The following is a 24,786-nucleotide window of genomic DNA, read 5'->3' as shown; positions in this document are numbered from 1 at the left end:
CTCGGCTCATGGATAAAGCCCTGCGACGCACACGCAATCTCCTGATCATGCTGGCGGCGGGAATGACGGCAGTGCCGGGTGCCGCCGAGACCGATACGGCGCGGTGGCAGCGCGAGGCGGCGCGGGTGACGATCGTCCGCGACGACTGGGGCATCCCGCACGTCAGCGGCCCGACCGATGCCGACGCGGTCTTCGGGCTGATGTACGCGCAGGCCGAGGACGACTTTGCCCGGATCGAGGCGAATTACCTGACCGCGCTCGGACGGACCGCCGAGGTCGACGGCGAGGACGCGATCTGGGGCGACCTGCGGCAGCGGCTGTTCGTCGACCCCGCCGAACTCAAGGCGGAGTATGCGAAGAGCCCGGCCTGGCTGCGGACGCTGATGGAGGCGTGGGCGGATGGCCTCAATTTCTACCTCGCCTCGCATCCCGGCACGAAGCCGCGCGTGCTGACCCGGTTCGAGCCGTGGATGGCATTGAGCTTCACCGAGGGGAGCATCGGCGGCGACATCGAGCGGATCTCGCTGAGCAGCCTCAAGACCTTCTACGGCCAGCCGACCCCGCCGACACCGGAGGAGTTGGGCATGGTACTGCGCGAGCCGTCGGGATCGAACGGCATCGCCATCGCGCCGCGGCTGACCGCGAACGGCCACGCGCTGCTGTTGATCAATCCGCACACCAGTTTCTATTTCCGGTCGGAGGCGCAGATGACCAGCGCCGCCGGGCTGAATGCCTATGGCGCAAGCACGTGGGGACAGTTCTTCGTCTACCAGGGGTTCAACGCCAGCGCCGGCTGGATGCACACCTCGTCGACCGCCGACGCCGTCGACGAGTTCGCCGAGAAGGTGACGCGCACCGCGAACGGCTGGTCGTATCGCTACGGCAAGGCCGCGCGGCCGGTCGCCAGCCGTGTCGTCACGCTCCGTTTCCGCCGCCCTGACGGCACGATAAGCGAGCGCAGCTTCACGACCTACCGCACGCGTCATGGCCCGGTCGTGTCGATGAAGGCGGGGAAATGGATCGCCACCGCGCTGATGTGGAAGCCGGTTCCGGCGCTCGAACAAAGCTATCTGCGGACCAAGGCGACCAACCTCGCGAGCTACATGACGAGCGCCGCGCTTCAGGCCAACTCGTCGAACGACACGCTGTTCGCCGACAGCACCGGCGAGATCGCCTTCCTGATGCCGCAGTATATTCCGCTGCGGAACGACCGCTTCGACTATACGCGGCCCGTCGATGGCAGCGATCCCGCGACCGACTGGCGCGGCCTCCACACGCTTGCCAGCCTGCCGAGCGTGGTCAACCCGCGCGTCGGCTGGGCCCACAACACCAACGACTGGCCGTGGAGCGCCGCCGGACCCGACAGCCCGAAGGCGGCTGACTATCCGCGTTACATGGATCAGGCGGGTGGGAATGCCCGCGGCGTCCATGCCGACCTGCTGCTGACCGGCAAAAGCGGCTGGACGCCCGAGACGCTGCGCGCCGCGGCGTTCGATCCGTACCTGCCCGCCTTCGCCCGCCTCCTGCCCGCACTCGTCGAGGCTTGGTCCGCCCTGCCCGCAAGCGATGCACGCAAGCCCGCCCTCGCCGCGCCGATCGCATTGCTCAAGGGCTGGGATTATCGCTGGAGCGCCGACTCGACTGCAACGAGCCTCGCGGTGTTCTGGGGCGACCAGCTGTGGCGCGACGTCGGCAGCTTCGCGCAGGCGGAACGGCTCAACGTCCCCGACTATATCGCCACCCGCGTCAGCCCCGACGCCAAGCTTGCCGCGCTGACGGCGGCGGTCGGCCAGCTGACCCGCGACTTCGGCAGCTGGCAGACGCCGTGGCAGACGATCAACCGCTTCCAGCGCCTCGACGATGCAATCGCGCCGCATTTCGACGATGCCAAGGCGTCGCTGCCCGTGCCCTTCACCTCGGCGCAATGGGGCAGCCTCGCCTCGTTCGGCGCCAAGTCGTGGCCGGGGACGACACGCTATTACGGCACGAGCGGCAACAGCTTCGTCGCGGTCGTCGAGTTCGGTTCGCGCGTGAAGGCGATGGCGGTGATGGCGGGCGGCCAGAGCGGCGACCCCACCTCACCGCACTTCGCCGACCAGATCGCCCGCTATGCCGCTGGTGCGCTCCGCCCGGTGTATTTCTACCCGGACGAGCTCAGCGGGCACGTCGAGCGCCGCTATCACCCCGGAGGATGAGCGTGGTCGCTACGGCTTGAGCTTCGCCTCGAGGAACCGCACCGTCGCGCTGTCGGCCTTGAGCCAACTGTCATAGCGCAGGAAGCCGTGGATTTCGTTAGGCAGGACAAGCTCGTCATAGGGCACCCCCGCCGCGTCAAGACGGCGGGCGAGGTCGATCGTCTGGTTGAAGCGGACGTTGCGGTCGTCGTCGCCCTGGATCAGCAGGACGGGTGACTTCCACGTCGCGACGTCGGCATCGGGCGAGCTGGTAAAGGCGGTCTTGACCAGCTCGGGCCAGTCGCCCTGCTCGTAGCGCTTCGCGGGAGCAGCCTCCTCGTACAACAGGCGCGACCAGTCGTGGACGCCGTGGAGATCGACGCCCGCCTTGAAGATGTCCGAGTTGCGGGCGAGCGCGAGGCCGGTCAGATAGCCGCCGTACGATCCGCCCCAGATGCCGATCCGCGCCGGGTCGACCCCCGGCAGCGACTGGAGATACTTCGCGCCGGCGACGACGTCCTGATACTCCGACGCCCCCGCCGGGCCGCCTTTCGCCGGATGCTGGAACGCGCGGCCATAACCGATGCCGAGCCGGTAGTTGACCGACAGGACGACGAAACCGTGCGCGGCGAGGTACTGGTTCACCGCATAGGCGTTCGAATAATAGTCCATGTACGACCAGCCGAGGAGCATCTGCCGCGGCGGTCCGCCGTGGACGAAGATCACTGCGGGCTTCTTCTCGTTGCCAGCAGTGACGAACAACTGGCCGTGGATCGTCAGCCCGTCGGCAGCGGTAAAGGTGACGCGCTGCGGCACGACGAGCGACGCGGCGGGATAGGGTGCGGCGCCGTCGATCGCGCGGTCACCGCCGGCACTGGCAACGTGGACCGATGCCGGGCGTTGCCCCGTGACCGCGACATAGGCGAGCCCGGAGCTGACTGGAACCGGAAGAAATTCGAGGCCGGTGCCGGGGGTCAGCATCGCCGGTGTGCCGCCGTCGACGTCGACGCGGTAGATGTGGCGGCGGTCGTCGTCGCTCGCATCGGGGCCGGTGTTGGCGGTGTAGAGCAGGCCGTGCCGGTCGGCGGTCGGCTTCACGTTCTCGACGATGAACTTGCCCGGCGTCAGCAACACTGGCTCGCCGCCGCCCACCGCGACGGCGTAGAGATGCGCCCAGCCGTCGAGTTCGGCGCGGAAGCTAAGCTTGTCGCCAGCCGCCCACGCCAGCCCGACCCCGCCCGGAACCTCGGGAAACGAACCGTCGAGCGTACGCGGGCTGTGCCAGACCTCGCGGCCTTCGCCGGTGGCGGCGTCGGCGACGCGGATCGACCACGGGTGAGGCACGTCGACGAGCATCGGCTCGGGGGTGCCGCCAGCGCCGGGACGGCGAGTGAAGGCGACGCGGCGGCCGTCGGGCGACCACACCGGGTCCTCGTCCTGTCCGGTCGACGGCGTCAGCCACGTCACGGTCTTCGCCGCGACATCGTAGACCCCGACAAAATTATGATCACGGCGATGCGAAACGAAGGCCAGCTTCGCGCCGTTCGGCGACCATGCCAGATCGGCATCCTTGCCGGCATCGTAGAACAGCCGTTCGGGCTTGACCTTGCCGCCGTCGAGCGGGGCGGTCCAGACCTGACCGTCCTTGACGTACGCCAACTTGCCCGTAGCCGATAGTTTCGGGTGGTCGCCCTCGGCAACCTTGACCGGTGTGCCGCCCGCGGCGAGCGCGGTCCAGATCGTCAGCTTCGGTTGCTCGAGCGCATCGGCGGGGTTCGGCTGGACGCCGCCCTCCGCGGGCCAGTTCGCATCGTGGTCGCCGCCGCGGACCCACGCCAGGCGGATGCCATCGGGCGAGAAGGTCAGCCCGGTCAGCTCCTGCCCGTCGTCGGCGGTGCCGCGCGTCACCTGCCGCGGCGCAAAGCCCGGCGCGGTCGCGATCCAGACATTGCGGACGCCCTTGACCGTCGTCAGCCATGCGATGCGGTCGCCCTTTTCCGCCGCAACGAGTTCATTGACGAACGGATAGGCGAGCATCGCCTCGAGGCCCGGCGGCGGCGTTTCGGCCGGAAGTGGCATCGACGCGAGAAGCATCGGCAATGTCGCGAGCCACCAAAACCTGAGCGTCACCGCGCATCCCCCTGCCGTTGCGGCGTAAACCTAGCCGCAGTCATGCAACTGTCAAATACGTCGCCGTCGAAGGCCGAGCCGAGCTTGGCGGGTGCCCGGCGGCGTGCAACATGGTGGCGATAAACCGGCGGTGAGCAGACCATGTCGATCGCGTTGATAGCCCTCGCACTGGCGACATCCCCGCCCGCGACCGACCGCGATACGAGCGCGTGGTGGGCGACGACGACCGTCTTGTCGAACGATGCGATGGAGGGCCGCGACACCGGCTCGGCAGCGTACGAGCGCGCGGCGAAGATCGTTGCCGCGCGGCTGGCGGCGGCCGGGGTCAAGCCGGCGGGTGACAATGGCAGCTGGTTCCAGCGCGTGCCGATGGAGCAAGTCGCGCTGCCGAAGGCCGGGGTCCACATCGCGGTCGACACGACGCCGCTCGCCTTCCTCCACGATATTACCGTCGAGCCGACGGTCGACATGCCGACCAAGCTCGACGCGACGATCGCGTTCCGCGGTTATTGCGGCGCCGCCGTGCTGGGCGATGTCCGGGGCAAGGTCGTCGTCTGCTGGGGGACGCACCGCCCGGGCCTGCCCGATGCGGCGGCGCGGCTCGCGGCGGTACGGACCGCCGGAGCCGCCGGCATCGTCACTGTCGCCGATCCGGGTTTTGCCGTCGAGCCGCCGCGCTGGCCGTTCGCCTATGCGCGGTCGGTCTGGCTCGCCGGGACCACGCCGCGGCACGAGGCGATGCTCGTCGCGGCGCTCAACGTCGCGGCGTTGGGACGCGTCGTCGCCGGTTCGAGCCATGACGCGGCAGCGCTGACCGTTGCGGGCACAATGGGCGAGCCGTTGCCGAGCTTCGACGCGCCGGGGCGTTTCGTCGCGAGCTTTGCCCCGACGCGCAAGTCGCTGACCGCCTCGAATATCATCGGCTTGCTGCCCGGTACGGACGCGGCGCTGGCCAACCAGCATATCGTTTTGTCGGCGCATCTCGACGGCTATGGCTTCGGCGAGCCGGTCGACGGCGATGCGTTGTACAACGGGACGCTCGACGACGCGGCGTATGTCGCGCTGTTGATCCAGCTCGCCGAGCGCCGTCACGGGCACGGCTATCGCCGCCCGGTGATGCTTGCGGCGTTCACCGGCGAGGAGAAGGGGCTGCTTGGGGCACGCTGGTTCGTCGCGCATCCGACGGTGCCGCTCGCGACGATCGCCGCCGACATCAACCTCGACCAGCTCCGCCCGATCTTCCCGCTCGACCTGCTGACGGTCCATGCGCTCGACGACACCACGCTCGGCAATGACGCGCGCGCGGTGGCGGGAGAGATGGGCATCGCCGTGCAGAAAGACCCCGAGCCCGAGCGCAACCTGCTCCGGCGAGCAGATCAGTGGCCGTTCCTCCAGGCGGGCATTCCGGCAACCGCCTTCGTCTTCGGCTATCGCCCGGGAGGCCCGAGCGAGCGCGTCTACCGCCACTGGTACGTCACCGGCTATCACAAGCCGCAGGACGACATCGCCCAGCCGATGGACTGGACCGCTGCCGCACGCTTCAACACCTTCTTCTACCGCCTTGTCGACCGCGTCGCCGACCAGCCCGCGGTCCCCGCGTGGCAGCCGGGAAGCACGCTCAAGCCGTGACGATCGCGCCGAAGCGTCAGGTGCTCGCCGCCGTGACGATATCGACCAGCTTACGGCACACCGGCGAGCAGGTGCTCGCCGCCGTGACGATATCGACCAGCTTACGGCACACCGGCGACATATCGCGATGATGGATAAGCCATAACCGGCTGATCGCGCCGGGGGAGTCGAGCGGAAGATAGACGAGATTGTCGAGGTGCAGCGCCGCCAGCGAGCGGGCCAGCACCGTGATCCCGAAGCCAGCGGCGACCAGGCCGAGCAACGTCGACAGCGCGCCGACCTCCTGCACCACCCGCGGCTCGAACCCGGCGTTCCGGCATAAGTGCGTCAGGTGCTCGTTGAACCCCGATCCGAGCTTGCTTTCGTAAAGCACAAAGGCTTCGTCGACGAGATCGGCGATAGCGAGCGCGGGCGACGATGCGAGCCGATGGTCGGTTCGCATCGCGACCATGATGTCTTCCTCGAGCAGCATGGTCGCGACCAGCGACGGCGGTAGCACCGGCGGCTCGACACCGCGGATGAAGCCGGCATCGAGGCTCCGCTCGGTCAGCCGCTCGACTTGCAGGGCGCGCGGCATCTCGGTCAGGTCGAGGTAGACCGCCGGATACGCCTTGCGGAAGTCGAACAATGCGGTCGACAGCAGCGGCGTCAGCGGTGCCGACGTGATGAAGCCGATGGTCAGCTCGCCGATCTCGCCGCGATCGGCCCGGCGGGCAGTGGCAAAGGCATGGTCCGCCTGCGCCAGGGTCTTGCGTGCTTCGTCGAGAAACGCCGTCCCGGCTTCGGTCAAGCGGACACGCCGACTCGTCCGTTCGAACAGTTCGACGCCCAATTCAGCTTCTAATGCGCGGATTTGCTGGCTTAGCGGCGGTTGCGAGATGCCGAGGCGCTCGGCGGCTCGGCCAAAATGCAGCTCCTCGGCGACACCGACGAAATATCTGAAGTGCCGCAGCTCCACGGATCAAGTCGCCCTTCGTATCGATCATGCTGCATCGAGTATTAGACCGCAGCGCATCATTCTTGCAAAACGCTTTGTCGATCAGCCGCCCGTGCCGGCTTACGTCCCGGCAACCGCGCGGAGCAGGTCTGTAATGGCGTCATGATCAGCATCGTCAAAATCGCCTTGCAGCGGCCTTTGACGTTCATCGTCATGGCTATGCTGATCGCGATCGTCGGCGTTCTCGCCGCGCTGCGGACCCCGGTCGATATCTTTCCCGACATTCGCGTACCGGTGATCGCAGTCGCGTGGACCTACGCCGGCCTGTCCCCCGAAGACATGTCGGGACGGCTGATCACGCCGTATGAGCGCGTGCTGACGACGACGGTCAACGACATCGAGCATATCGAGAGCCAGTCGCTGCAGGGCATCGGCGTGGTCAAGATCTTCTTCCAGCCGGGCGCCGATATCCGCACCGCGACGGCGCAGGTGACGTCGATCTCGCAGAGCGTGTTGCGCCAGCTTCCCCCGGGGGTCACGCCGCCGCTGATCCTCAATTACAGCGCGTCGACGGTGCCGATCCTGCAGCTCGCGTTGTCGGGCAAAGGCCTGAGCGAGCAGCAGCTGTTCGACATCGGCCAGAACCAGGTCCGGACGAGTCTCGTCACGGTTCCCGGCGCGGCGATCCCCTACCCGTCGGGCGGGCGCCAGCGGCAGATCCAGATCGACATCGACCCGCAGGCGCTCCAGTCGAAGGGCCTGTCGGCACAGGATGTCGGCAACGCTATCGCCGCGCAGAACCAGATCAACCCCGCCGGTTTCGCCAAGATCGGCTCGTATCAGTACAGCATCAAGCTCAACAACGCCCCCGACACCATCGCCGGATTGAACGACCTTCCGGTCAAGGTGGTCAACGGCGCGACGATCTACATGCGCGACGTCGCGAACGTCCGCGACGGCAGCGGCCCGCAGACCAATGTCGTCCACGTCGACGGCCGCCGTTCGGTTCTAATGACGGTCCTCAAGAACGGCGCAACCTCGACGCTGGCGATCGTCCAGGGGGTCAAGGACAGCCTGCCCACGATCGCCGCGACGCTGCCCGACAGCCTCCACATCGTGCCGATCGGCGACCAGTCGGTGTTCGTGAAGGGCGCGGTCACCGGCGTCATCGTCGAGGGGGCGATCGCCGCCGCGCTGACCTCGCTGATGATCCTGCTGTTCCTCGGCTCGTGGCGCTCGACCGTAATCATCGCGCTGTCGATCCCGCTCGCGGTGCTCGCCGCGGTGGCGATGCTCGCTGCGATCGGCGAGACGTTGAACGTCATGACGCTCGGCGGGCTGGCGCTCGCGGTCGGCATCCTCGTCGACGACGCGACCGTGACGATCGAGAGCATCGAATGGCACCTCGAAAAGGGCAAGGCGGTCGTTCCCGCCATCCTCGACGGCGCCGCGCAGATCGTCACCCCGGCGTTCGTCTCATTGCTGTGCATCTGCATCGTTTTCGTGCCGATGTTCTTCCTCCCCGGCGTCGCGGGATTCCTGTTCGTGCCGCTGGCGATGGCGGTGGTGTTCGCGATGATCGCCTCGTTCGTCCTGTCGCGGACGCTGGTGCCGACGATGGCGATGTATCTGCTGCGCGCGCATGCGGTCGGCGAGGATGGGCATGCCGCGGGCAAGCCAGGGTCGCGCAATCCACTGGTCCGCTTCCAGCGCGGCTTCGAACGGACGTTCTCGCGGATCCGCACGAGCTATGGCGGCCTGCTCGGACGCGCGCTTGCGGGACGCGGCATCTTCATGGCCGGGTTCATGGTCGTCGTGCTGGCGTCGTTCCTGCTCGTCCCGTTCCTCGGCAGCAACTTCTTCCCGAGCGTCGACGCCGGGCAGATCACGATGCACGTCCGCGCGCCGATCGGGTCGCGGATCGAGGATACCGCCGCCGAGTTCGACCTGATCCAGCGCCGCCTCCGCCAGCTGATCCCGCCGTCGGAGCTCGCCTCGGTCGTCGACAACATCGGCCTGCCGGTGAGCTCGATCAACACGGTGTATAATAACTCCGGGACGATCGGCTCGCAGGACGGCGACATTCTCGTCGCCCTGACCAAGAAGCATCGGCCGACCGCCGAATATATCGCGCTGCTGCGGCGTCAGCTGCCGAAGGATTTCCCGGGCACGACCTTCGCCTTCCTGCCCGCCGACATCACCAGCCAAATCCTCAACTTCGGCGCGCCCGCGCCGATCGACATCCAGGTGACCGGCAAGAATGCCGCCGACAATGCGGCGCACGCGGCGCGCATCCTCCGCGCGATCCGCTCGATCCCCGGGCTGGCCGATGCGCGGGTCCAGCAGTCGGCGCGCTCACCCCAGCTCAACATCGACATCGACCGCACCCGGATCGGCCAGTACGGCCTGACCGAGCGCGACGTCACCAACAGCCTGTCGACGACGCTCGCCGGGACCGCGACGTCGGCTCCCGTGTTTTTCCTCAACCCCGACAACGGCGTGTCGTACGCGGTCGTCGCCCAGACCCCGGAATACCGCATCGGCTCGATTGCCGACCTTCAGGGCGTGCCGATTTCTGGCGCAGCAGGCACCGCCGCCCAGACGCTCGGCGGGCTCAGCACCTTCGTACGGAGCAACACGTCGCCGGTTATCAGCCATTACAACATCGCGCCGGTCATCGACATCTTCGGGACGCCGCAAGGTCGAGACCTCGGCTCGGTCGCGAAAGACATCAACGCCGCGATCCACGACCTCGACAAGGTCAAGCCGAAGGGCGTGACCGTGACGCTGCGCGGTCAATACGTGACGATGAACGCCAGTTTCACCGGCCTCGGTTTCGGCATCGTCGCGGCAATTGCGCTGATCTACCTGCTGATCGTCGTCAACTTCCAGAGCTGGGTCGACCCGTTCGTCATCATCACGGCACTGCCCGCCGCGCTCGCCGGGATCGTCTGGATGCTGTTTGCGACGGGGACGACGCTGTCGGTCCCGGCGCTGACCGGCGCGATCATGTGTATGGGGGTCGCGACGGCGAACTCGATCCTTGTGGTCAGCTTCGCCCGCGAGCAGCTCGAAGTCCTCGGCGACGCGACCAAGGCGGCACTCGAGGCCGGGATGGTCCGCTTCCGCCCGGTGCTGATGACCGCGCTGGCGATGATCATCGGCATGACACCGATGGCGCTCGGGCTCGGCGAGGGCGGCGAGCAGAACGCCCCGCTCGGTCGTGCGGTGATTGGCGGGCTGATCTTCGCGACGGTCGCGACGCTGTTCCTCGTGCCGACCATTTTCAGCTTCGTCCACCGGCACGGCCGGGCAAAACATGCCGCACAGGAGCTTGAGCTCGCCAATGCTTGATCCGTCGCATACGCAGTTCGAGCCCGCCCGCACTTCATCCAGTTCGCGGACCCTGAAGCTTGCGGGCGTCGGTGCGGCGATCATCGCGCTGGTGGTCGTTGGCTACGGCATCACTTCGCGGAGCAGCGCCGACCACCAGCTCGTGGCCGTCTCCAGCGACGCCGCGATTCCGACGGTCTCGGTCGTCACCCCGACCCGCGGCGACCGTTCGACCGGGCTCGTTCTGCCGGGCAGCGTGCAGGCATATAATAGCGCGCCGATCTATGCCCGGACCAACGGCTATGTCCGGCGCTGGCTGGTCGATATCGGCGACCGGGTCGTCGCCGGGCAGACCCTCGCGATCCTCGATGCCCCTGAAATCGATCAGCAGCTCGCGCAGGCGGAGGCGAACTACCAGACCGCGCTGGCCAACGCCGCGCTCGCCAAGAGCACATCGGTTCGCTGGGTCGCGCTGCGTGCAAAGGATGCAGTGTCGCAGCAGGAGACCGACGAGAAGGCAGGCGATCTCGCATCGAAGAACGCGATCGCCAACGGCGAGCTCGCCAACCTCAAGCGCCTCCGCGCGCTGCAGGGCTTCACCCGGCTGACCGCGCCGTTTGCCGGCACCGTGACGAGCCGTTCGGCGCAGATCGGCGGCCTTGTCAGCTCGGGGACCGCGTCGGCGACGGCGCTGTTCACCGTGTCCGACGTCCACCGCATGCGGGTCTATGTCCGGGTGCCGCAGGGCGCATCGGCGCAGGTCCATACCGGGCTGCACGCGACGATGACCCTGCCCGAATATCCCGGGCGAAGCTTCGACCTCGTGTTGACGCGCAACGCCGGGGCAGTCGATCTTCAATCGGGCACCGTTCTGGTCGAGCTGCAGACCGACAATCCCGGCGGCGCGCTCAAGCCAGGGTCGTATTCGCAGGTAACCTTCCCCATCGCCGCAGCCGGTAACAGTGTCCATCTGCCCGCGAGTGCGCTGATCCTCCGGGCGAATGGCCCGACCGTTGCGCTGGTCGACGGCAATGGGCGCGTCACGCTCAAGCCGGTGACGATCGGCCGCGACGAGGGCAAGCAGGTCGAGATCAGCGCGGGTCTGACGGGCAGCGAGCGCATCATCGACTCGCCGCCCGACGCGTTGGAAAACGGCGACCGGGTCCGCGTCGAAGACCCGAAGGCTGGCCGTGTCCAAAGCTAGAAATGCTGCGACCGCCGCCGTGCTGACTGCTCTGCTGGCAACCGCAGCGTGTTCGCTGGCGCCGCCGTACCAGCCGCCCGCCACAGTCGCGCCGCCCGCGTACAAGGAGGTTGCCGGCTGGACCGCCGCCGCGCCCGCCGACGCTACGCCGCGCGGTGCTTGGTGGAGCATGTTCGCCGATCCGGTGCTCGACGACCTCGAGACCCGCGCCGAACAGGCCAGTCCAACGCTTGCCGCCGCCCTCGCGCGCTACGACGCTGCGCGGGCGCTCGTCAGTTTAACGGCGTCCGACCAGATCCCGACGGTCGTCGCAAACACTAGCGCGGGGCGTACCCGCGCCTCGGCAGGCCGTCCGTTATCCAACGGCAGCGCGGTGACGTACAACGCCTTCTCGATCGGGGCGACGCTCGACTATGAGCTCGACCTGTGGGGCCGGGTCCGCAATAGCGTCCGCGCCGACCGCGCCGACGCCGCCGCGAGCCAAGCCGACCTCGCCGCGGTCAGGCTCAGCCTTCAGGCTTCGGTCGCCGATGCGTATTTTCGCCTCCGCGGCCTCGATGCGCAGGCCGCGCTGTTGCACGAGACCGTGCTCGCCTACGAACGCGCCCGCGATCTGACGACGACGCGCCACGACGGCGGCATCGCCTCGGGCCTCGATGTCAGCCGCGCCGACAATATCCTGTCGGCAGCACGCGCGCAGATTTCCGCAACCGCCAACGAGCGCGCCGCGACCGAGCACGAGATCGCGGCGCTGACCGGCGCCGTCGCGTCGAGCTTCGCCATCGCCCCGCTCGTCCGCCCGCTCGAGCCACCGCCGGTCGCGTTCGGCGTGCCGTCGCAGCTTGTCGAACGCCGCCCCGACGTTGCCAAGGCCGAACGGCGGATCGCCGCCGCCAACTTCCGAATCGGCGTCGCGCGCGCGGCGTATTTCCCCAACATCTCGCTCGGGCTCGGTGGCGGCGTCGAGGCGACGAGCGGGTCGATCTTCAGCAGCGGCGCTGGGTTCTGGGCACTTGGACCCGCGCAGGCGTTGCTGACGCTATTCGATGGCGGCCGCCGCCGGGCGCAGGTGCGGATCTCGCGCGCGCAGTACGACGAGGCCGCGGCCAACTACCGCTCGACAGTTCTGACCGCGTTCCGCGAAGCCGAGGATCAGATCGCCGCGACGCGCCATTTAACGGCGCAGGCCGCCGACCAGCTGGCCGCCGCTCAAGCTGCCGAACGAACCCGTGAACTCGCGCTGGTCCGTTACCGCGACGGCGCGTCGGACTATCTCGACGTCGTCACCGCCCAGACTGCGTCGCTCGAAGCCGAGCGCGCGGCATTGGCGGTCCAGACCAGCCGGATGCAGACCGCCGTCTCGCTGGTCCGTGCCCTCGGCGGAAGCTACGTTCCGGCCGCCTGATCAGCAGATCGCGCTGCTCTAGCTTTCCAGCCCCAGCTTGCGCGCGCGCGCGGCGACTGCCGGCTGAAGAGCGATCGCGGCGGCCCGGTCAGCCGTCGCGCCAGCTGCATCGCCGACTTTTGCGCGAACGATGCTCCGCGAATAGAGCGACCACGCGCTGCGCGGGGCGATGCCGATGGCGGCGTCATAATCCTTGAGCGCCTGCGTGAGCTCGCCGCGGCGCAGACGGACGAGGCCTCGGCTGTCGAGATAGGCGACCGTTCCTGGGCGAAGCCGGACCGCAGCGTTGCAGTCGTCGAGCGCACGGTCGAGATCGCGGTTGAGCAGCGCCCGGGCCCAGCAGCGGCCGTTGAGCGCCTCCGGACGGGCGGCGTCTTCGGGATGAGCTTTCAGCCACGCATCGAAATTCAGCAGCGCCGCATCATACTCGTCGACGGCCACGAGCATCGACGCGAGCTGCAGACGCCGCTCGGACGACGGCGGCAGCCCCTTGTCGGCGACATGCAGATCCTCCGACGCTCCGGCCGGATCGTGCCCACGCAGCTTGAGACCGGCGCGCATCAACCGCACGTCGGCCTCCGCCGGTCGAGCGCGATCGCCTTGTCGAGATCTCCCGAGGCAAGCAGCGGCTGCCGGTTGGCGAGCCGCATTCCGGCGCGGATGCGGAGGGTGGTCGCGTCGTTCGGGGCGAGCGCCACCGCCTTGTCGAGATCGGCCAGCGCCGCTTCGAGCTTGCCGTTCGATGCCTGCACCGTCCCGCGGCGGGTATAGCCCTCCGCGGTGGTCGGCTCGGCGGCTTTGTCGGACAGGTCGAGCGGCGTGCCGTCGGCGCTGACCGCGCGGGTCGGCGTCAGTCCGAAGACCGGGCCGCCTTCGTAGGTGACGAGCATCTTGTTCGCCTTGTTGGCGACGTAGATGCGGTGAGTGCGGAAAAAGTCGAAGCCGATCAACATGTCGCCGTCGCCGATCGTGATGTCGCTGAACTGGATCCTGGGCTTGGGAATCGCCTCACCGCCGATTTCGAGCTTGTCGAACGTTCCGATCCAGGTGCGGAGGGCGCGACTGCCGAGGCCGGTCGACAGTCCGCTGGCAACGACCCCGGGGCTGTCCGGAGTGATGCCGGCGCGCCTCGCGGCGGAAAGGGTCATGATCGACGATTCGGCACCGGTATCGAAGACGGCGCGCAGCTTGACGCCGTTCAATGTCACGGTCCCGACGGTATGAACCTGAAACGGCGGATTTCGCGATTCGAGGGACACGATCGTAAACGGCTTGGTCCCGGCCCAATACGCCAGCGTTTCGACCGGGCAGTCCTTCGCATGCAGCAGCCGGATCGCCCCGTGGGGCAGGTCATATTCGACGTCGCCGATGCCGAGGAAATTCTGGCCGAGCAGCCCCACGGCTCCGGTGTCGGTGCCGCCGACGATAAAATCGACCTTGGGCACCGAGACGCCCCCAAGGCCGAAGTCGCGGACCGAGGCAATCGAGGCGGAGGTATCGCCGTTGACCCCGCGCAACCGGAACCACGTCGGTGCCGGGTCGAGGTGCAGCCCGAATTCCGCCGCCGACGCCCGTGACATCGTGCTGTAAAAAGCGCCGCTGTCGACGATGAAGCGCGCGTCCTTGCCACCGATCTTCGTCGTCACGATCGGGCGGTGTCCGGCGAGCATCACCGACATTTCGAGGAACTTCGAAAGCTGGCAGCTCGGCGCAGCGTATGCCGGGGCCGTGGTCAGCGCGGCGATCGACCCTAGGACGATCGCGGAGGCAGTCGACCACCGATTACTTTCACAACGACGTCGCGACCGGCCCGTGGACACTCCCCAATCCCCCCATGACATCAGTGACTGTCCCGCTCAAAGATCAAGCAATCGCACTAACTTACTATAGGCTGTTGATCCCGGTCTATATGAACTGATGGCAGCGCGACTATCCGACATCGCACCGTATCGCCGAACGCCGGCAACGCGTCAGGCGCGGGGCAAAACAGGAAGCAACCGCGAGGCGCCGTAAGCGATCGCAAGCAGCCCCGCACCGCACGTCGCATAAGCGATGTCGCACAGGAACTCGGTCCACGGCAGCGAGACATGGACGAAATAGCGGGTCAGAAGCAGCGCGACCGATCCCGCGTAGCCGCATGCGTCGGCGACGTAGATGAGGAAGCCGGCATTGCCCGACGCGTGGGTCGCGGCAATCAGCCGGTCGAATAACAGCGCGTTGAACGGGACATAGGCGAGGTACAGCCCGGCCCCGGCGGCGATCATCCAGCCGACCGCGCCGAGCCAGCCGAGCTGGAACGCGGCGGTGGCGAGGCCCATCGTCGCCAGCCCGACCGCGATCAAGGCAAGGTTCCAGATGACGCCACGGCGATTGTCGCGGACCCGCGTCAGCATCGCTAGCGCGACGAGGACGACCGCCGCGACCGGCAATTCAGACCAGGCGAAGATGCCCGCCTCGCCGGCGAAACCGAGTTCGCGCCAGATCTCGGCGGCGAAATTGTCGCGGAAGTCGCGGAACGCCGTCAGCAAGACATAGACCGCGATCAGCGCCACGAGGCCGGCGGCATGGGCGTGAAAGAAGGCAGCGCGCGTGCGCGAATCCATCGGCGAGCGTGGCGCGCGTTCGGCTTCGTCGCGCGCGTCGGGGGGCGGCAATTGTGCGAGCGCGGCGACCGCGAGCAGCAGCAGCGGGGCGAACAACAGCCCGGTCATCGCGGGCATCCAGCGTTCGCTTACGAGGTTACCGTCGAGCAGTGCCGCGCCGACCGCCTTGACCGCGCCCGACGAGACGATGAAGCTCGCGCACAGGATCGCGCCGAGGATCTCGGTCAGCCGCCGCCCTTCGAGGAAGCCGAACACCAGCCCCCAGATCATGCCGAGGCCAAGTCCGTTGAGAAACAGTGCGATAACGCCGACGACGGGCGGCGCGACGGCAAATCCGACCAGCGCGACCTCGGCGAACCCGATCAGCAGCAGGATCGCGACGGCACGATGCGCGGGCGGCATTTCGGAGACGATCTTGATGCCGATCAGCTTCGACAGCGCGTAGCCCGCGACCTGCGCGATCACGAGCATGATCTTGAAATCGATCGCGAACGGCCAGCCGGCGATGTGGGTGTAGCTCGCGACGGCGAACGGCTTGCGGTACGCGTACATCGCGAAATAGGCGGCGAACGCCGACGCTCCACCGTAGAGCGCGAACATCGACGGCGGGGCCCGCCGCAGCCAGCGCGTCACCGCGCTCTCGCGGCCCGGAAGCGCTGTAAGCGGTGCGGCGATCAAGGCTTCTCGCCCGCCGCGATGCGCGTGGCGATCGTCTCGAGGACCGGCCAGAGATCGGCGACGCTGTCGATGACATAGTCGGCTCCGGCGGCGTGGAGGGCGTCGGCCGACGCCCCGACGCGGCGCGCGCGCTCGGCCGGGTCGAGCGCATTTAAGTCGTTTAGCGACAGCCCGACGCCATTGCCCGACGCCGCGACCCCGACCGTCCACGCCCCCGCCGCCTGTCCCTCGCCGATGCCGACGACGGCGTCGTCGACCTTGACACACGCCGACGCGGGCCACGCGCCAAGCTCGACCAGCACCTTCCACAGCATTAGCGGCGACGGGCGGCCTTCCTTGGTCTCGCCCGAGCAGACGACGATCGCTGGGGCATAGCCTTGGTGCGCGGCGAGCGGCAGGATGTCGCCCATCATCTCGCGGGTGTATCCAGTGCACGAACCGACCGGCACCCCGGCCTGCGCAAGGCGCGCGGCGAGATCGGCAGCTCCCGGGATCAGCGCCGAGCAATCGCGCGCGGCGTCGCGCATCAGCGCCGCGACGGTATCGTGGAGCCGGGTGACGTCGTCCTCGGTTGCGTCGACGCCGTGCGTCGCGTGCCACGCCTCGGCAAGTCGCGGCAGCCCAAGGATCGCGCGGATATGGTCGCGCTTGGCCCGGCCCATGTCGGCGCGCGCCTCGGCTTCGGTGATCGGCACGCCTTCGCCGTCGAACAGCCGAAGCAGCGCGACGACGGGGGCACGGCTGCCGAAGTCGATCATCGTCCCCGCCCAGTCGAGGACGACCGCCTTAATGCCCGAAATCATGCCGAAACTCCCAGTGTCCGTCCGGTGAGATCGCCGATCACCTCCTCGGCGAGCGCGAACGACGTCGATGCCCCGGTGCCGCTGGTGACGACGACGAGGCGGACCCCCTCGGCGGGTGCCGCGACGAGGCTGTGCCCAGCCGCGGAAGCGTAGGTCCCGGTCCAGCGGTCGACGACCGGCGGCACCGCGCCGAAGACCTGCGCGAACTCGTCGAGGATCAGGCGCTCGACCTGCGCCGACGCGAACGGATCGGGGGTCGCGGCGTAATCGTGGCTGTCGCCCACAATCAGACTGCCGTCGGCATTCTGCGCGACGATGAGGTGAATGCCGTGGGCGAGATGGTCGGGCTGCTCCGCATCGAGCCGCGCGCACAATGCTGCCGCTTCGGGCAGCGCGGCATAGCCGAGGTAGCGGACGAGGCTGAGGTCCGACATCACCGTTGCTGGCAGCCGGAAGCCGGGCGACGCCAGCCGCAACATCTGCAGCTTGCACCGCGTCACCGCCGCCGCCGCCAATTCCTCGGGGAAAAGGGTCGCAAGATCGTCGCCCGAGCAGACCACGATCGCGGCAGCGTGGACCATCCCCGCCGACGTCTCGATTCGCTTGGCTTCGACCGCGTGGACCGCGACACCGAAACGGAACTCGACGCCATGCTCGCGCGCCAGCCATGCGGCAAGCGCGGGGACCGCCGTCCGCGAATCGACGCGCAGGTCGACCGAGCTGAACAGCGCGCCGGTCAGTGCGGCGGGAGCCATCGGCGCGATCCGCGCTGCCACCGCTTCACGCTCGAGCCATTCGCAGCCGTCGCCCATGTCGGTATCGAGGAACGCCGCGAGCACCGCTGCCGCCTCGGGCCGCTGCGCGACCATCATCAGGCCGGTCTGTTCGATCGCGATCCCGGCGCGCGGCGCGATCTCGGCCCAGACGTCGCGCGATCGCCGGGCGCGCTGCCAGACCGGGCCTGCCTCCTGTCCGGTCACCGTGACGAAGCCGAAATTGCGGATCGAGGCGCCGTTCGCCTGCGCGTCGCGGTCGACAACGACGACCCTGAGCCCGAGACGGCTTGCGGCGAGCGCATGGGCGAGGCCGACGATGCCGGCGCCGACGATGGCGATATCGAACGAGTCGGCCAAGCGATCTCCTTTCCCCGGTCGCGACGCCGGATCCGCCAAACTTCGCGCGCCTGTTCGCGGCGCGCCAAGTCATTCGACGAATGCCGCGCATAGGCCGCGTCTATAAGTCGCGCCGGCGCAGCTTTGGCCCGGTCACGCAACCGTCACGACCGCGGTCTACGCTGGGCCGTCATGGCGGCGAGCTACCAGCATCTCCGGGCGTTCCACGCGATCGCGGTCGAGGGCGGGGTATCGCGCGCGGCGCGCCGCCTCAACGTGTCGCAACCGACCCTGTCGCAGCAGTTGAAGGCGCTCGAGGCGCGGCACGGCGTGGCGCTGTTCGAGGGGCGCAAGTCGCCGCTCAAGCTGACGACGGCGGGGCGCGACCTGTTCCTGCTGACCCAGCGGCTGTTCGCGACGGCTTCGGACATCGACGAGATGCTCGGCGAGACGTCGAGCCTTAACGGCGGCATCCTCCGCCTCGGCTCGGATTCGCCGTTCTACGCCGCGCGACTGGTCGACCTGTTCCACCGGCGGCACCCGGCGACCGGGGTGCAGGTCCGCATGGGCAACGCCCATGATGTCATGCGCTGGCTGAGCGAGGCGCAGATCGACGCGGCGCTGGCGAGCGATCCGCCGGGCGACCCGACCTTCAGCTACGATCCGCTGTACACCGACGGCTTAAGCGTCGCGCTGCCGCTGCACCATCCGCTGGCGCTGCTCGACGCGATCCCGGTCGAGGCGCTGGCTGCACAGGTACTGCTGCTGCGCGAGCCGACGTCGAAGACCCGTTCCTTTACCGAACGCGCGCTCGGCGATGCCGGGGTGGTACCGCTCGCCAGCCTCGAATTCCACGGCCGCGAGACGATCCGCGAGGCGATCGCACTTGGGCTCGGCGTCAGCGTCTTCTTCACGTCGGAGTGCCCGCCCGACCGGCGGATCGACTATCGCCCGCTCGATACCGGCGACCGCGCCTACGAGCTTCGCGGCTTTCTGCTGTGCCTCAACGACCGCCGCCGCAGCGCGTTGATGCGCGCGGTCAAGGCGGTGATCTGCGACATGCGGCTCGAATGCGACGACCCCGCGCCGGTCGCGTTGGAGCTGGCATGATTGCTACCCTCGACGACATCGTCGCGCTTTACGCGCGGCACGGCCATCGCAGCTACGGCGAGGGCGTCAGCCAGCTCGAGCACGCGGTCCAGTGCGCGATGCTCGCCGAAGCCGAAGGCGCGCCGCCGTCGCTGGTGGTCGCGGCGCTGCTCCACGACGTCGGCCATCTTGTCGAGGACGGCGAAAGCGCCGCCGATGCGCGGCACGAGATGGTCGGTGCCGCGATCCTCGCCCGCGTGTTCGGTGCGGCCGTGGTGCGGCCCTGTGCGCTGCATGTTCAGGCCAAGCGCTACCTATGTGCGACCGAGCCCGGCTACGCCGCCGCGCTCAGCCCCGCGTCGCAACGCTCGCTCGTTCTGCAGGGCGGGGCGTTCGATAGCGCTGCGAGTGTGGCCTTCGCGCAACGCCCTTATGCGGGTGAGGCGATCGCTCTCCGACGGTTTGATGACAGCGGGAAACGGGTCGATGCCGGGGTCGGACGCCGCTTCGCCGACTATCTTCCGATGCTGTCGAAGGTTGCAGCGCGCTGACCGAGCGTTCGGCCAGCGTTAGTTAACATACTCGAAACATTAGGCGATCGGGAATTGCTGCACATGCGAACAGCGCGCTAAGCCAGTCTTCGAATCGCCGTCTGCGCGACACATCCCGTCGTTCCATGACAGATAGATGACGCTTCCCGCCGTCGGTCCATAGATATCGCCTATGACCGGCATATGGCCAAAGACTTGGCGCGCGCCCTCTCATCGGCGCGAGAGCGGCCCCGAGAAATTCAGCCGAGCAGGGGGCCGTGGCCATGAAAGCCGATCGTTTTGTCTATGGTGCCGTCGCCGCCCTGCTGTGCGGGTGCGGCAACGCCGCCCTCGCCGCCGCAACGACCGCTGCTCCCTCTGCCGTGCCCGACACGGCACCCGACGCGACGGCAGCCGACACCGCCGACAACGGCATCGGCGAGATCACCGTCACCGCGCAGCGTCGTAACGAAAGCATCCAGAAGGTCCCGCTGACGATCCAGGCGTTCACCGGCGAGACGCTGTCGCAGCTTCACGTCTCGACCTTCGACGACCTGATCAAGTACACGCCGAACGTTACCTTCGGCAACAACGGCCCGGGCCAGGGCGCGATCTTCATCCGCGGCCTCAGCGCCGGGTTCGCCGGCGGCCAGTCGAGCGCCACCATCGGCAACTTCCCCAACGTCGCAGTCTATCTCGACGACCAGTCGCTCCAGTTTCCGGCGCGTAACGTCGACATCTACGTCGCCGACATCGAGCGCGTCGAAGTGCTCGAAGGGCCGCAGGGCACGTTGTTCGGCGGCGGCGCCGAGGCCGGCGCGGTTCGCTACATCACCAACAAGCCCAAGCTCGACCGCTTTGAAGGCCATGCCGAGGCGATGTACGGCGGCACTTCGGGCGGCGCGGCAAACAACAGCGAAGTGCTGACGCTCAACATCCCGATCATCAAGGACAAGCTCGCGATCCGCGGGACGATCTACAACGAGCGCCGCGGCGGGTACATCGACAACGTATCGAGCACCTTCACCCGGTCGAACGCCGATCCGGGCAATTATTATCTCAACATCAAGCCGAATGCCGGCGGGCTTTGCCCCAACGGCCAGCCGCAGGCGGCGACATCGCCGGGCTTCTGCACCTTCGCCAACCAGCACCAGATCAATAACGGGACGACCGCGGGTAACGACTTCAACCCGGTCACCTACACCGGCGGCCGGATCGAAGCGCTGTGGGATGTTGCCCCGAACTGGGACATCCTGATCACCGAGAGCCTCCAGCACCTCGATGTCGAAGGCCTGTCAGCGCAATATCCGATCGGCTCGGACTTCCAGCCCTTGAAGCCGCTGCAGGTCACATCGTTCGTGCCGAGCTACGATCACGACCGGTTCGAGAGCACCGCATGGACCGTCCACGGCAAGCTCGGCCCGCTCAATGCCGTCTACACCGGCAGCTATCTCGAGCGGCATATCGACAACCAGGTCGACTATACCAACTACTCACGCACCGCTTACGGCATGTATTACGAGTGCACCGGCGGCGCGACCGGCTTCGGCAAGGGGGCGGCGACGTGCTTCTCCCCGGCGACCTACTGGCACGACCGGGTCAAGAACACGCATTTGACGAACGAATTCCGCCTGAGCACCCCCGACACGTGGCGAATCCGCGCGATCGGCGGGGTCTTCCAGGAGACGTTCCGCGTCGAAGACGTCATGAACTTCGAATATAAGACGATCCCGTCGTGCAACCCCGCCAACCTCGCGACGGCACTCGCCGGCGGCCAGCCGTGCGTCGCCAACACCCGGACCGTCGCCGGGGCGGAAGTCAACGAACCCGGCACGCGCGACGACAACACTGGCTTCGGCGAAGACGTCAAGCGCGGCTACACCCAGCTTGCCTTCTTCGGCTCGGTCGACGTCGACATCATCCCCGACGTTCTGACGATCACCGGCGGCACGCGCTATTTCAACTATAAGGAATACGAAGTCGGCGCGCAGTATTCGACCGGAACGAACTGCCTCAACGTCCCCAACGGTCAGTGCGGCCCGCTCGGCGGCACCTTCGACATCGGCGCGCATAACGATCACGTCAGCTATCACGGCTTCAAGAGCCGCGGCAGTGTGAACTGGAAGGTGACGCCGACGACGCTCGCCTACTTCACCTTCTCGCAGGGCTTCCGCCCCGGCGGGTTCAGCCGGTCGCAGCGCAACGTTGCGGTCGGCCCGGCGGCGGGTGGTACGGCGCAGTTCCAGACGCCGAACAGCTATGCGCCCGACAGCCTCGACAACTACGAGATCGGGATCAAGACGTCGCTGTTCGATCGCCGCCTCCAGCTCAACCTGTCGGCATACAACATGAACTGGAAGAACGTGCAGTTCCTGTTCTACAACCCGACCCAGCTCGGCAACACGACCTTCGGCATCAACGGCCCGAACTACAACATCAAGGGTGTCGAGGCGCAGTTGACCGCGCGGCCGACACAGGGGCTGACCCTCCTCGGAACTGCGACGTACAACGACAACAAGCAGACCAACTCGCCGTGCCTCGTCAGCAACATCGCGGCGTCGCCGACGTTCGGCAAGTGCATCACCTCGGTCAAGGGTGCGCCGTTCCAGAACCCGTTCGGCGTCGCCGGATCGGTCGCGGCGTTCTCGCCGCATTTCGAGGCGAGCGGGCGCATCCGCTACGACACTGAGATCGGCGAGTACAAGCCATTCGCGCAGGTTGGCGCGCAGTATATCAGCGCGCAGTACAACCAGCCCGCGACGTATCTGTCGGGTGACGGGGTGATCCTGCCGACGACGACGTTCCTGCGCTACCGGATGCCTGGCTATGCCACCGTCGATGCGTCGGTCGGCGTCAGCGCGCGCGCCGGATGGAACACCCAGCTGTACGTCACCAACCTGACCAATTCCCACGCGAGCCAGTTCACCTCGTCGGTCGAGTTCATCAAGGAGGAAATCCCCATCCGCCCGCGCGTCTTCGGCGTGCGCCTCGGCTATGATTTCTGACGCTGCGGTGTAAGCGCAGGCTGCGGGTGATCGGGCCCGCAGCATGCGTCCGGATGCCATGACCGTCGATCCCACTGCGTCGAGCGTCTTCGCGGAGATCGCCCGCCTGCGGCAGCTCCACGCCGCCGGCCGGCACGCCGATGTGCTTGCTGCGGGGAGCGTGCTGCTCGGCGAGGTGCCGGAGAACCGCGACCTGCTCCTCCTCGTCGCGACGAGCCAACGCGTGACGGGAGACATCGCGGCCGCGATAGCGATGCTCGACCGGCTCGAGGCGCTCCATCCGCGTTTTAGCCGGATGCTCCAAGAACGCGGGCTGTGCTTCGTCGCGCAGAAGGATGCGCCGCGCGCGATCGACGCTTTGCTGCGCGCGGTCAATATCAACCCCGCGCTCCCGATGAGCTGGCAGATGCTCGCGGGCGTCTATCGCCTTTCGGGCGATCCGGCAAACGCCGCGATCGCCGCCGAGCATGTCGCCGCGCTCGCCTCGCTGCGCCCTGCCGTCGTCGCCGCGACCTCGCTGTTCGCCGACGGCGACCTCGCGCCTGCCGAGGAGATCGTCCGCAATGTCCTGCGGCAGCACGGCGACGACGTCGAGGCGATGCGGCTGCTCGCCAAGATCGGCATGGCGCGCGAGGTGTTCGACGACGCCGAACTGTTGTTCGACGCGGTGCTCGCGCGCGTCCCCGGCCACCGCGCGGCGCGCCACGAATACGCCCAGTGCCTGATCCAGCGACACAAGTACGCGGCGGCACAGGCCGAGATCGCGACGCTCCTCGCCGCCGACCCGGGCAACACCGCATATCGCGCGCTCGCCGCGACCGCGGCGGTCGGCGTCGGCGACAACGAGGGGGCGATCGAGCTGTATCGCGCGCTGCTGGCGGACGTCCCGGATTCGCCCGACGTCCATTTGTGGCTCGGGCACGCACTCAAGACCGTCAGCCGCGTTCCCGAAGCGATCGCCGCGTATCGCGGTGCGGCGGCGGCGCGGCCCGACTTCGGCGATGCCTATTGGAGCCTCGCCAACCTCAAAACCTACCGATTTCCCGACGCCGAGGTCGACGCGATGGCCGACGCCGAGGCTGCGCCCGCGACACAGCCCGACGACCGCATCCATCTCGCCTTCGCGCTCGGCAAAGCGCACGAGGATCGCGGCGATTATGCCCGGTCGTGGGACCATTACGCGCGCGGAAACGAACTGAAGCGCGCCGAAAGCCGCTACCGCCCCGAGATCATCGAGGCAAACACCCGACAGCAGATCGCGGTGTGCACCCCCGCATTCTTCGCGCGCCGTGCCGGCTGGGGCGACCCCCGGCCCGACCCTATCTTCATCGTCGGGCTACCGCGATCGGGGTCGACGTTGATCGAGCAAATCCTCGCGTCGCATTCCGCGGTGGAGGGGACACAGGAACTTGCCGACATCCAGCGTATCGTCCTCGACCTCCAGGGCCGCGACCCCGATCCCGACAATCCGCGCTATCCGGCCATCCTTGCCGAAATGACCGATGCCGAGTTCACACGCTGGGGTGACACCTATCTCGCCGATACGCGTATCCACCGGACTGACCGGCCGTTTTTCATCGACAAGATGCCGAACAATTTCCGGCACATTGGCCTGATCCACCTGATGCTGCCGAACGCGCGGATCATCGACGCTCGTCGCGAGCCGATGGCTTGCTGCTTCAGCAACCTGAAGCAGCTGTTCGCAAACGGACAGGAGTTTACCTATAGCGATGAACATATTGCGCGATATTATCGGACCTATCTCGAATTGATGGCGCACTGGGACATCGCGTTGCCGGGTCGCATTCTGCGCGTGAATCACGAGAATGTAGTCGCTGACCTCGAGGGCAGTGTGCACCGGATTCTGGAGCATTGTGGCTTGCCGTATGAATCTGGGTGCGTCGAATTCTACAAAACCCGGCGACACGTCCGAACGCCGAGCTCTGAGCAAGTCCGGCAGCCAATCTTTCGCCAGAGCCTCGACCAGTGGAAAAACTATGCAGCGGAATTGATGCCACTGCGGCTCGCACTAGGTAACGCGATTGAGGGCTGACGCTGCAAACTGATCGCCGAGCCGCCGGTGCAACGACATTCACCGCCTTTGGTCGAGCAGGTGACGGTACGAGTTAATGTAACGTGCTCTGCGGCTCGTCA

General features: G+C 67.5%; 16 protein-coding genes. 9 read left to right on the top strand and 7 right to left on the bottom strand.

The features are described from left to right. Positions 1-8 precede the first annotated feature (8 nt). Positions 9-2,195, top strand: a complete 2,187-nt coding sequence (locus KZX46_RS07475; protein WP_219776074.1) for a penicillin acylase family protein — start codon at positions 9-11, stop codon at positions 2,193-2,195. Between the two features lie 9 nt (positions 2,196-2,204). Here the strand turns inward: KZX46_RS07475 and KZX46_RS07470 are convergent, their stop codons facing one another. Then, positions 2,205-4,304 carry a prolyl oligopeptidase family serine peptidase gene (locus KZX46_RS07470; protein WP_219776073.1) on the bottom strand — a complete coding sequence of 700 codons (2,100 nt, stop codon included), beginning with the start codon at positions 4,302-4,304 and terminating at the stop codon, positions 2,205-2,207. Positions 4,305-4,445: 141 nt separating this feature from the next. Between KZX46_RS07470 and KZX46_RS07465 the strand changes: the two genes are divergently transcribed. Then, positions 4,446-5,933, top strand: coding sequence for a M28 family peptidase (locus tag KZX46_RS07465; RefSeq protein ID WP_219776072.1), 1,488 nt, complete (start codon positions 4,446-4,448; stop codon positions 5,931-5,933). 16 nt (positions 5,934-5,949) lie between these two features. Here the strand turns inward: KZX46_RS07465 and KZX46_RS07460 are convergent, their stop codons facing one another. Continuing rightward, positions 5,950-6,891: a LysR substrate-binding domain-containing protein gene (locus KZX46_RS07460; protein WP_219776071.1), complete on the bottom strand. Its 942-nt coding sequence runs from the start codon at positions 6,889-6,891 to the stop codon at positions 5,950-5,952. A 141-nt stretch (positions 6,892-7,032) separates the two neighbouring features. On the opposite strand from KZX46_RS07460, the gene KZX46_RS07455 reads away from it, so the two are divergent. The 3 genes from KZX46_RS07455 to KZX46_RS07445 are packed head-to-tail and all read left to right on the top strand — an operon-like array spanning position 7,033 to position 12,812. After that, entirely contained in the window at positions 7,033-10,224 is a 3,192-nt protein-coding gene (locus KZX46_RS07455; RefSeq protein WP_219776070.1) for an efflux RND transporter permease subunit, read from the top strand. Further along, complete coding sequence (locus KZX46_RS07450; protein WP_219776069.1) at positions 10,217-11,407, top strand: efflux RND transporter periplasmic adaptor subunit; 1,191 nt, start codon at positions 10,217-10,219, stop codon at positions 11,405-11,407. Before KZX46_RS07455 ends, KZX46_RS07450 begins: the two co-directional genes overlap by 8 nt. Continuing rightward, the gene (locus tag KZX46_RS07445; RefSeq protein ID WP_219776068.1) at positions 11,394-12,812 is read left to right on the top strand and encodes an efflux transporter outer membrane subunit; all 1,419 of its coding nucleotides are present in this window, start codon (positions 11,394-11,396) and stop codon (positions 12,810-12,812) included. Before KZX46_RS07450 ends, KZX46_RS07445 begins: the two co-directional genes overlap by 14 nt. Positions 12,813-12,830: 18 nt before the next feature. On the opposite strand, the gene KZX46_RS22795 is transcribed toward KZX46_RS07445, so the two are convergent. The 5 genes from KZX46_RS22795 to KZX46_RS07425 all read right to left on the bottom strand — a co-directional run bounded on the left by KZX46_RS22795 (position 12,831) and on the right by KZX46_RS07425 (position 18,029). Next, positions 12,831-13,382 (bottom strand): tetratricopeptide repeat protein, encoded by a 552-nt coding sequence (locus tag KZX46_RS22795; protein ID WP_226896161.1) that lies wholly within the window; start codon positions 13,380-13,382, stop codon positions 12,831-12,833. Then, a complete protein-coding gene (locus KZX46_RS07440; protein ID WP_226896160.1) occupies positions 13,373-14,632 on the bottom strand; it encodes a retropepsin-like aspartic protease in 1,260 nt (419 codons plus the stop codon). The genes KZX46_RS22795 and KZX46_RS07440 overlap by 10 nt, the downstream gene beginning before the upstream one ends. A 150-nt stretch (positions 14,633-14,782) precedes the next feature. Continuing rightward, positions 14,783-16,093 carry a DUF5690 family protein gene (locus KZX46_RS07435; RefSeq protein ID WP_226896159.1) on the bottom strand — a complete coding sequence of 437 codons (1,311 nt, stop codon included), beginning with the start codon at positions 16,091-16,093 and terminating at the stop codon, positions 14,783-14,785. After that, the gene (gene phnX, locus KZX46_RS07430) at positions 16,090-16,896 is read right to left on the bottom strand and encodes a phosphonoacetaldehyde hydrolase (RefSeq protein WP_219776067.1); all 807 of its coding nucleotides are present in this window, start codon (positions 16,894-16,896) and stop codon (positions 16,090-16,092) included. The genes KZX46_RS07435 and phnX overlap by 4 nt, the downstream gene beginning before the upstream one ends. Beyond that, positions 16,893-18,029: a TIGR03364 family FAD-dependent oxidoreductase gene (locus KZX46_RS07425; protein ID WP_219776066.1), complete on the bottom strand. Its 1,137-nt coding sequence runs from the start codon at positions 18,027-18,029 to the stop codon at positions 16,893-16,895. Before KZX46_RS07425 ends, phnX begins: the two co-directional genes overlap by 4 nt. A 123-nt stretch (positions 18,030-18,152) precedes the next feature. Here KZX46_RS07425 and KZX46_RS07420 point away from each other — a divergent pair, with 123 nt between their 5' ends. From KZX46_RS07420 to KZX46_RS07405, 4 genes are all read left to right on the top strand, one after another. Further along, positions 18,153-19,118 (top strand): LysR substrate-binding domain-containing protein, encoded by a 966-nt coding sequence (locus KZX46_RS07420; protein ID WP_226896158.1) that lies wholly within the window; start codon positions 18,153-18,155, stop codon positions 19,116-19,118. Continuing rightward, positions 19,115-19,648: an HD domain-containing protein gene (locus KZX46_RS07415; protein ID WP_219776065.1), complete on the top strand. Its 534-nt coding sequence runs from the start codon at positions 19,115-19,117 to the stop codon at positions 19,646-19,648. The genes KZX46_RS07420 and KZX46_RS07415 overlap by 4 nt, the downstream gene beginning before the upstream one ends. 263 nt (positions 19,649-19,911) lie before the next feature. Continuing rightward, a complete protein-coding gene (locus KZX46_RS07410; RefSeq protein WP_219776064.1) occupies positions 19,912-22,632 on the top strand; it encodes a TonB-dependent receptor in 2,721 nt (906 codons plus the stop codon). A gap of 58 nt (positions 22,633-22,690) precedes the next feature. Continuing rightward, a complete protein-coding gene (locus tag KZX46_RS07405; protein ID WP_219776063.1) occupies positions 22,691-24,685 on the top strand; it encodes a tetratricopeptide repeat-containing sulfotransferase family protein in 1,995 nt (664 codons plus the stop codon). Positions 24,686-24,786: the final 101 nt, after the last annotated feature.

Source organism: Polymorphobacter sp. PAMC 29334, from assembly GCF_019431245.1.
Taxonomy (GTDB): Bacteria; Pseudomonadota; Alphaproteobacteria; order Sphingomonadales; family Sphingomonadaceae; genus Polymorphobacter_B; species Polymorphobacter_B megasporae.
Note: the sequence above shows the minus strand (reverse complement) of the source record. Positions and strands in the feature narration are given on the sequence as shown.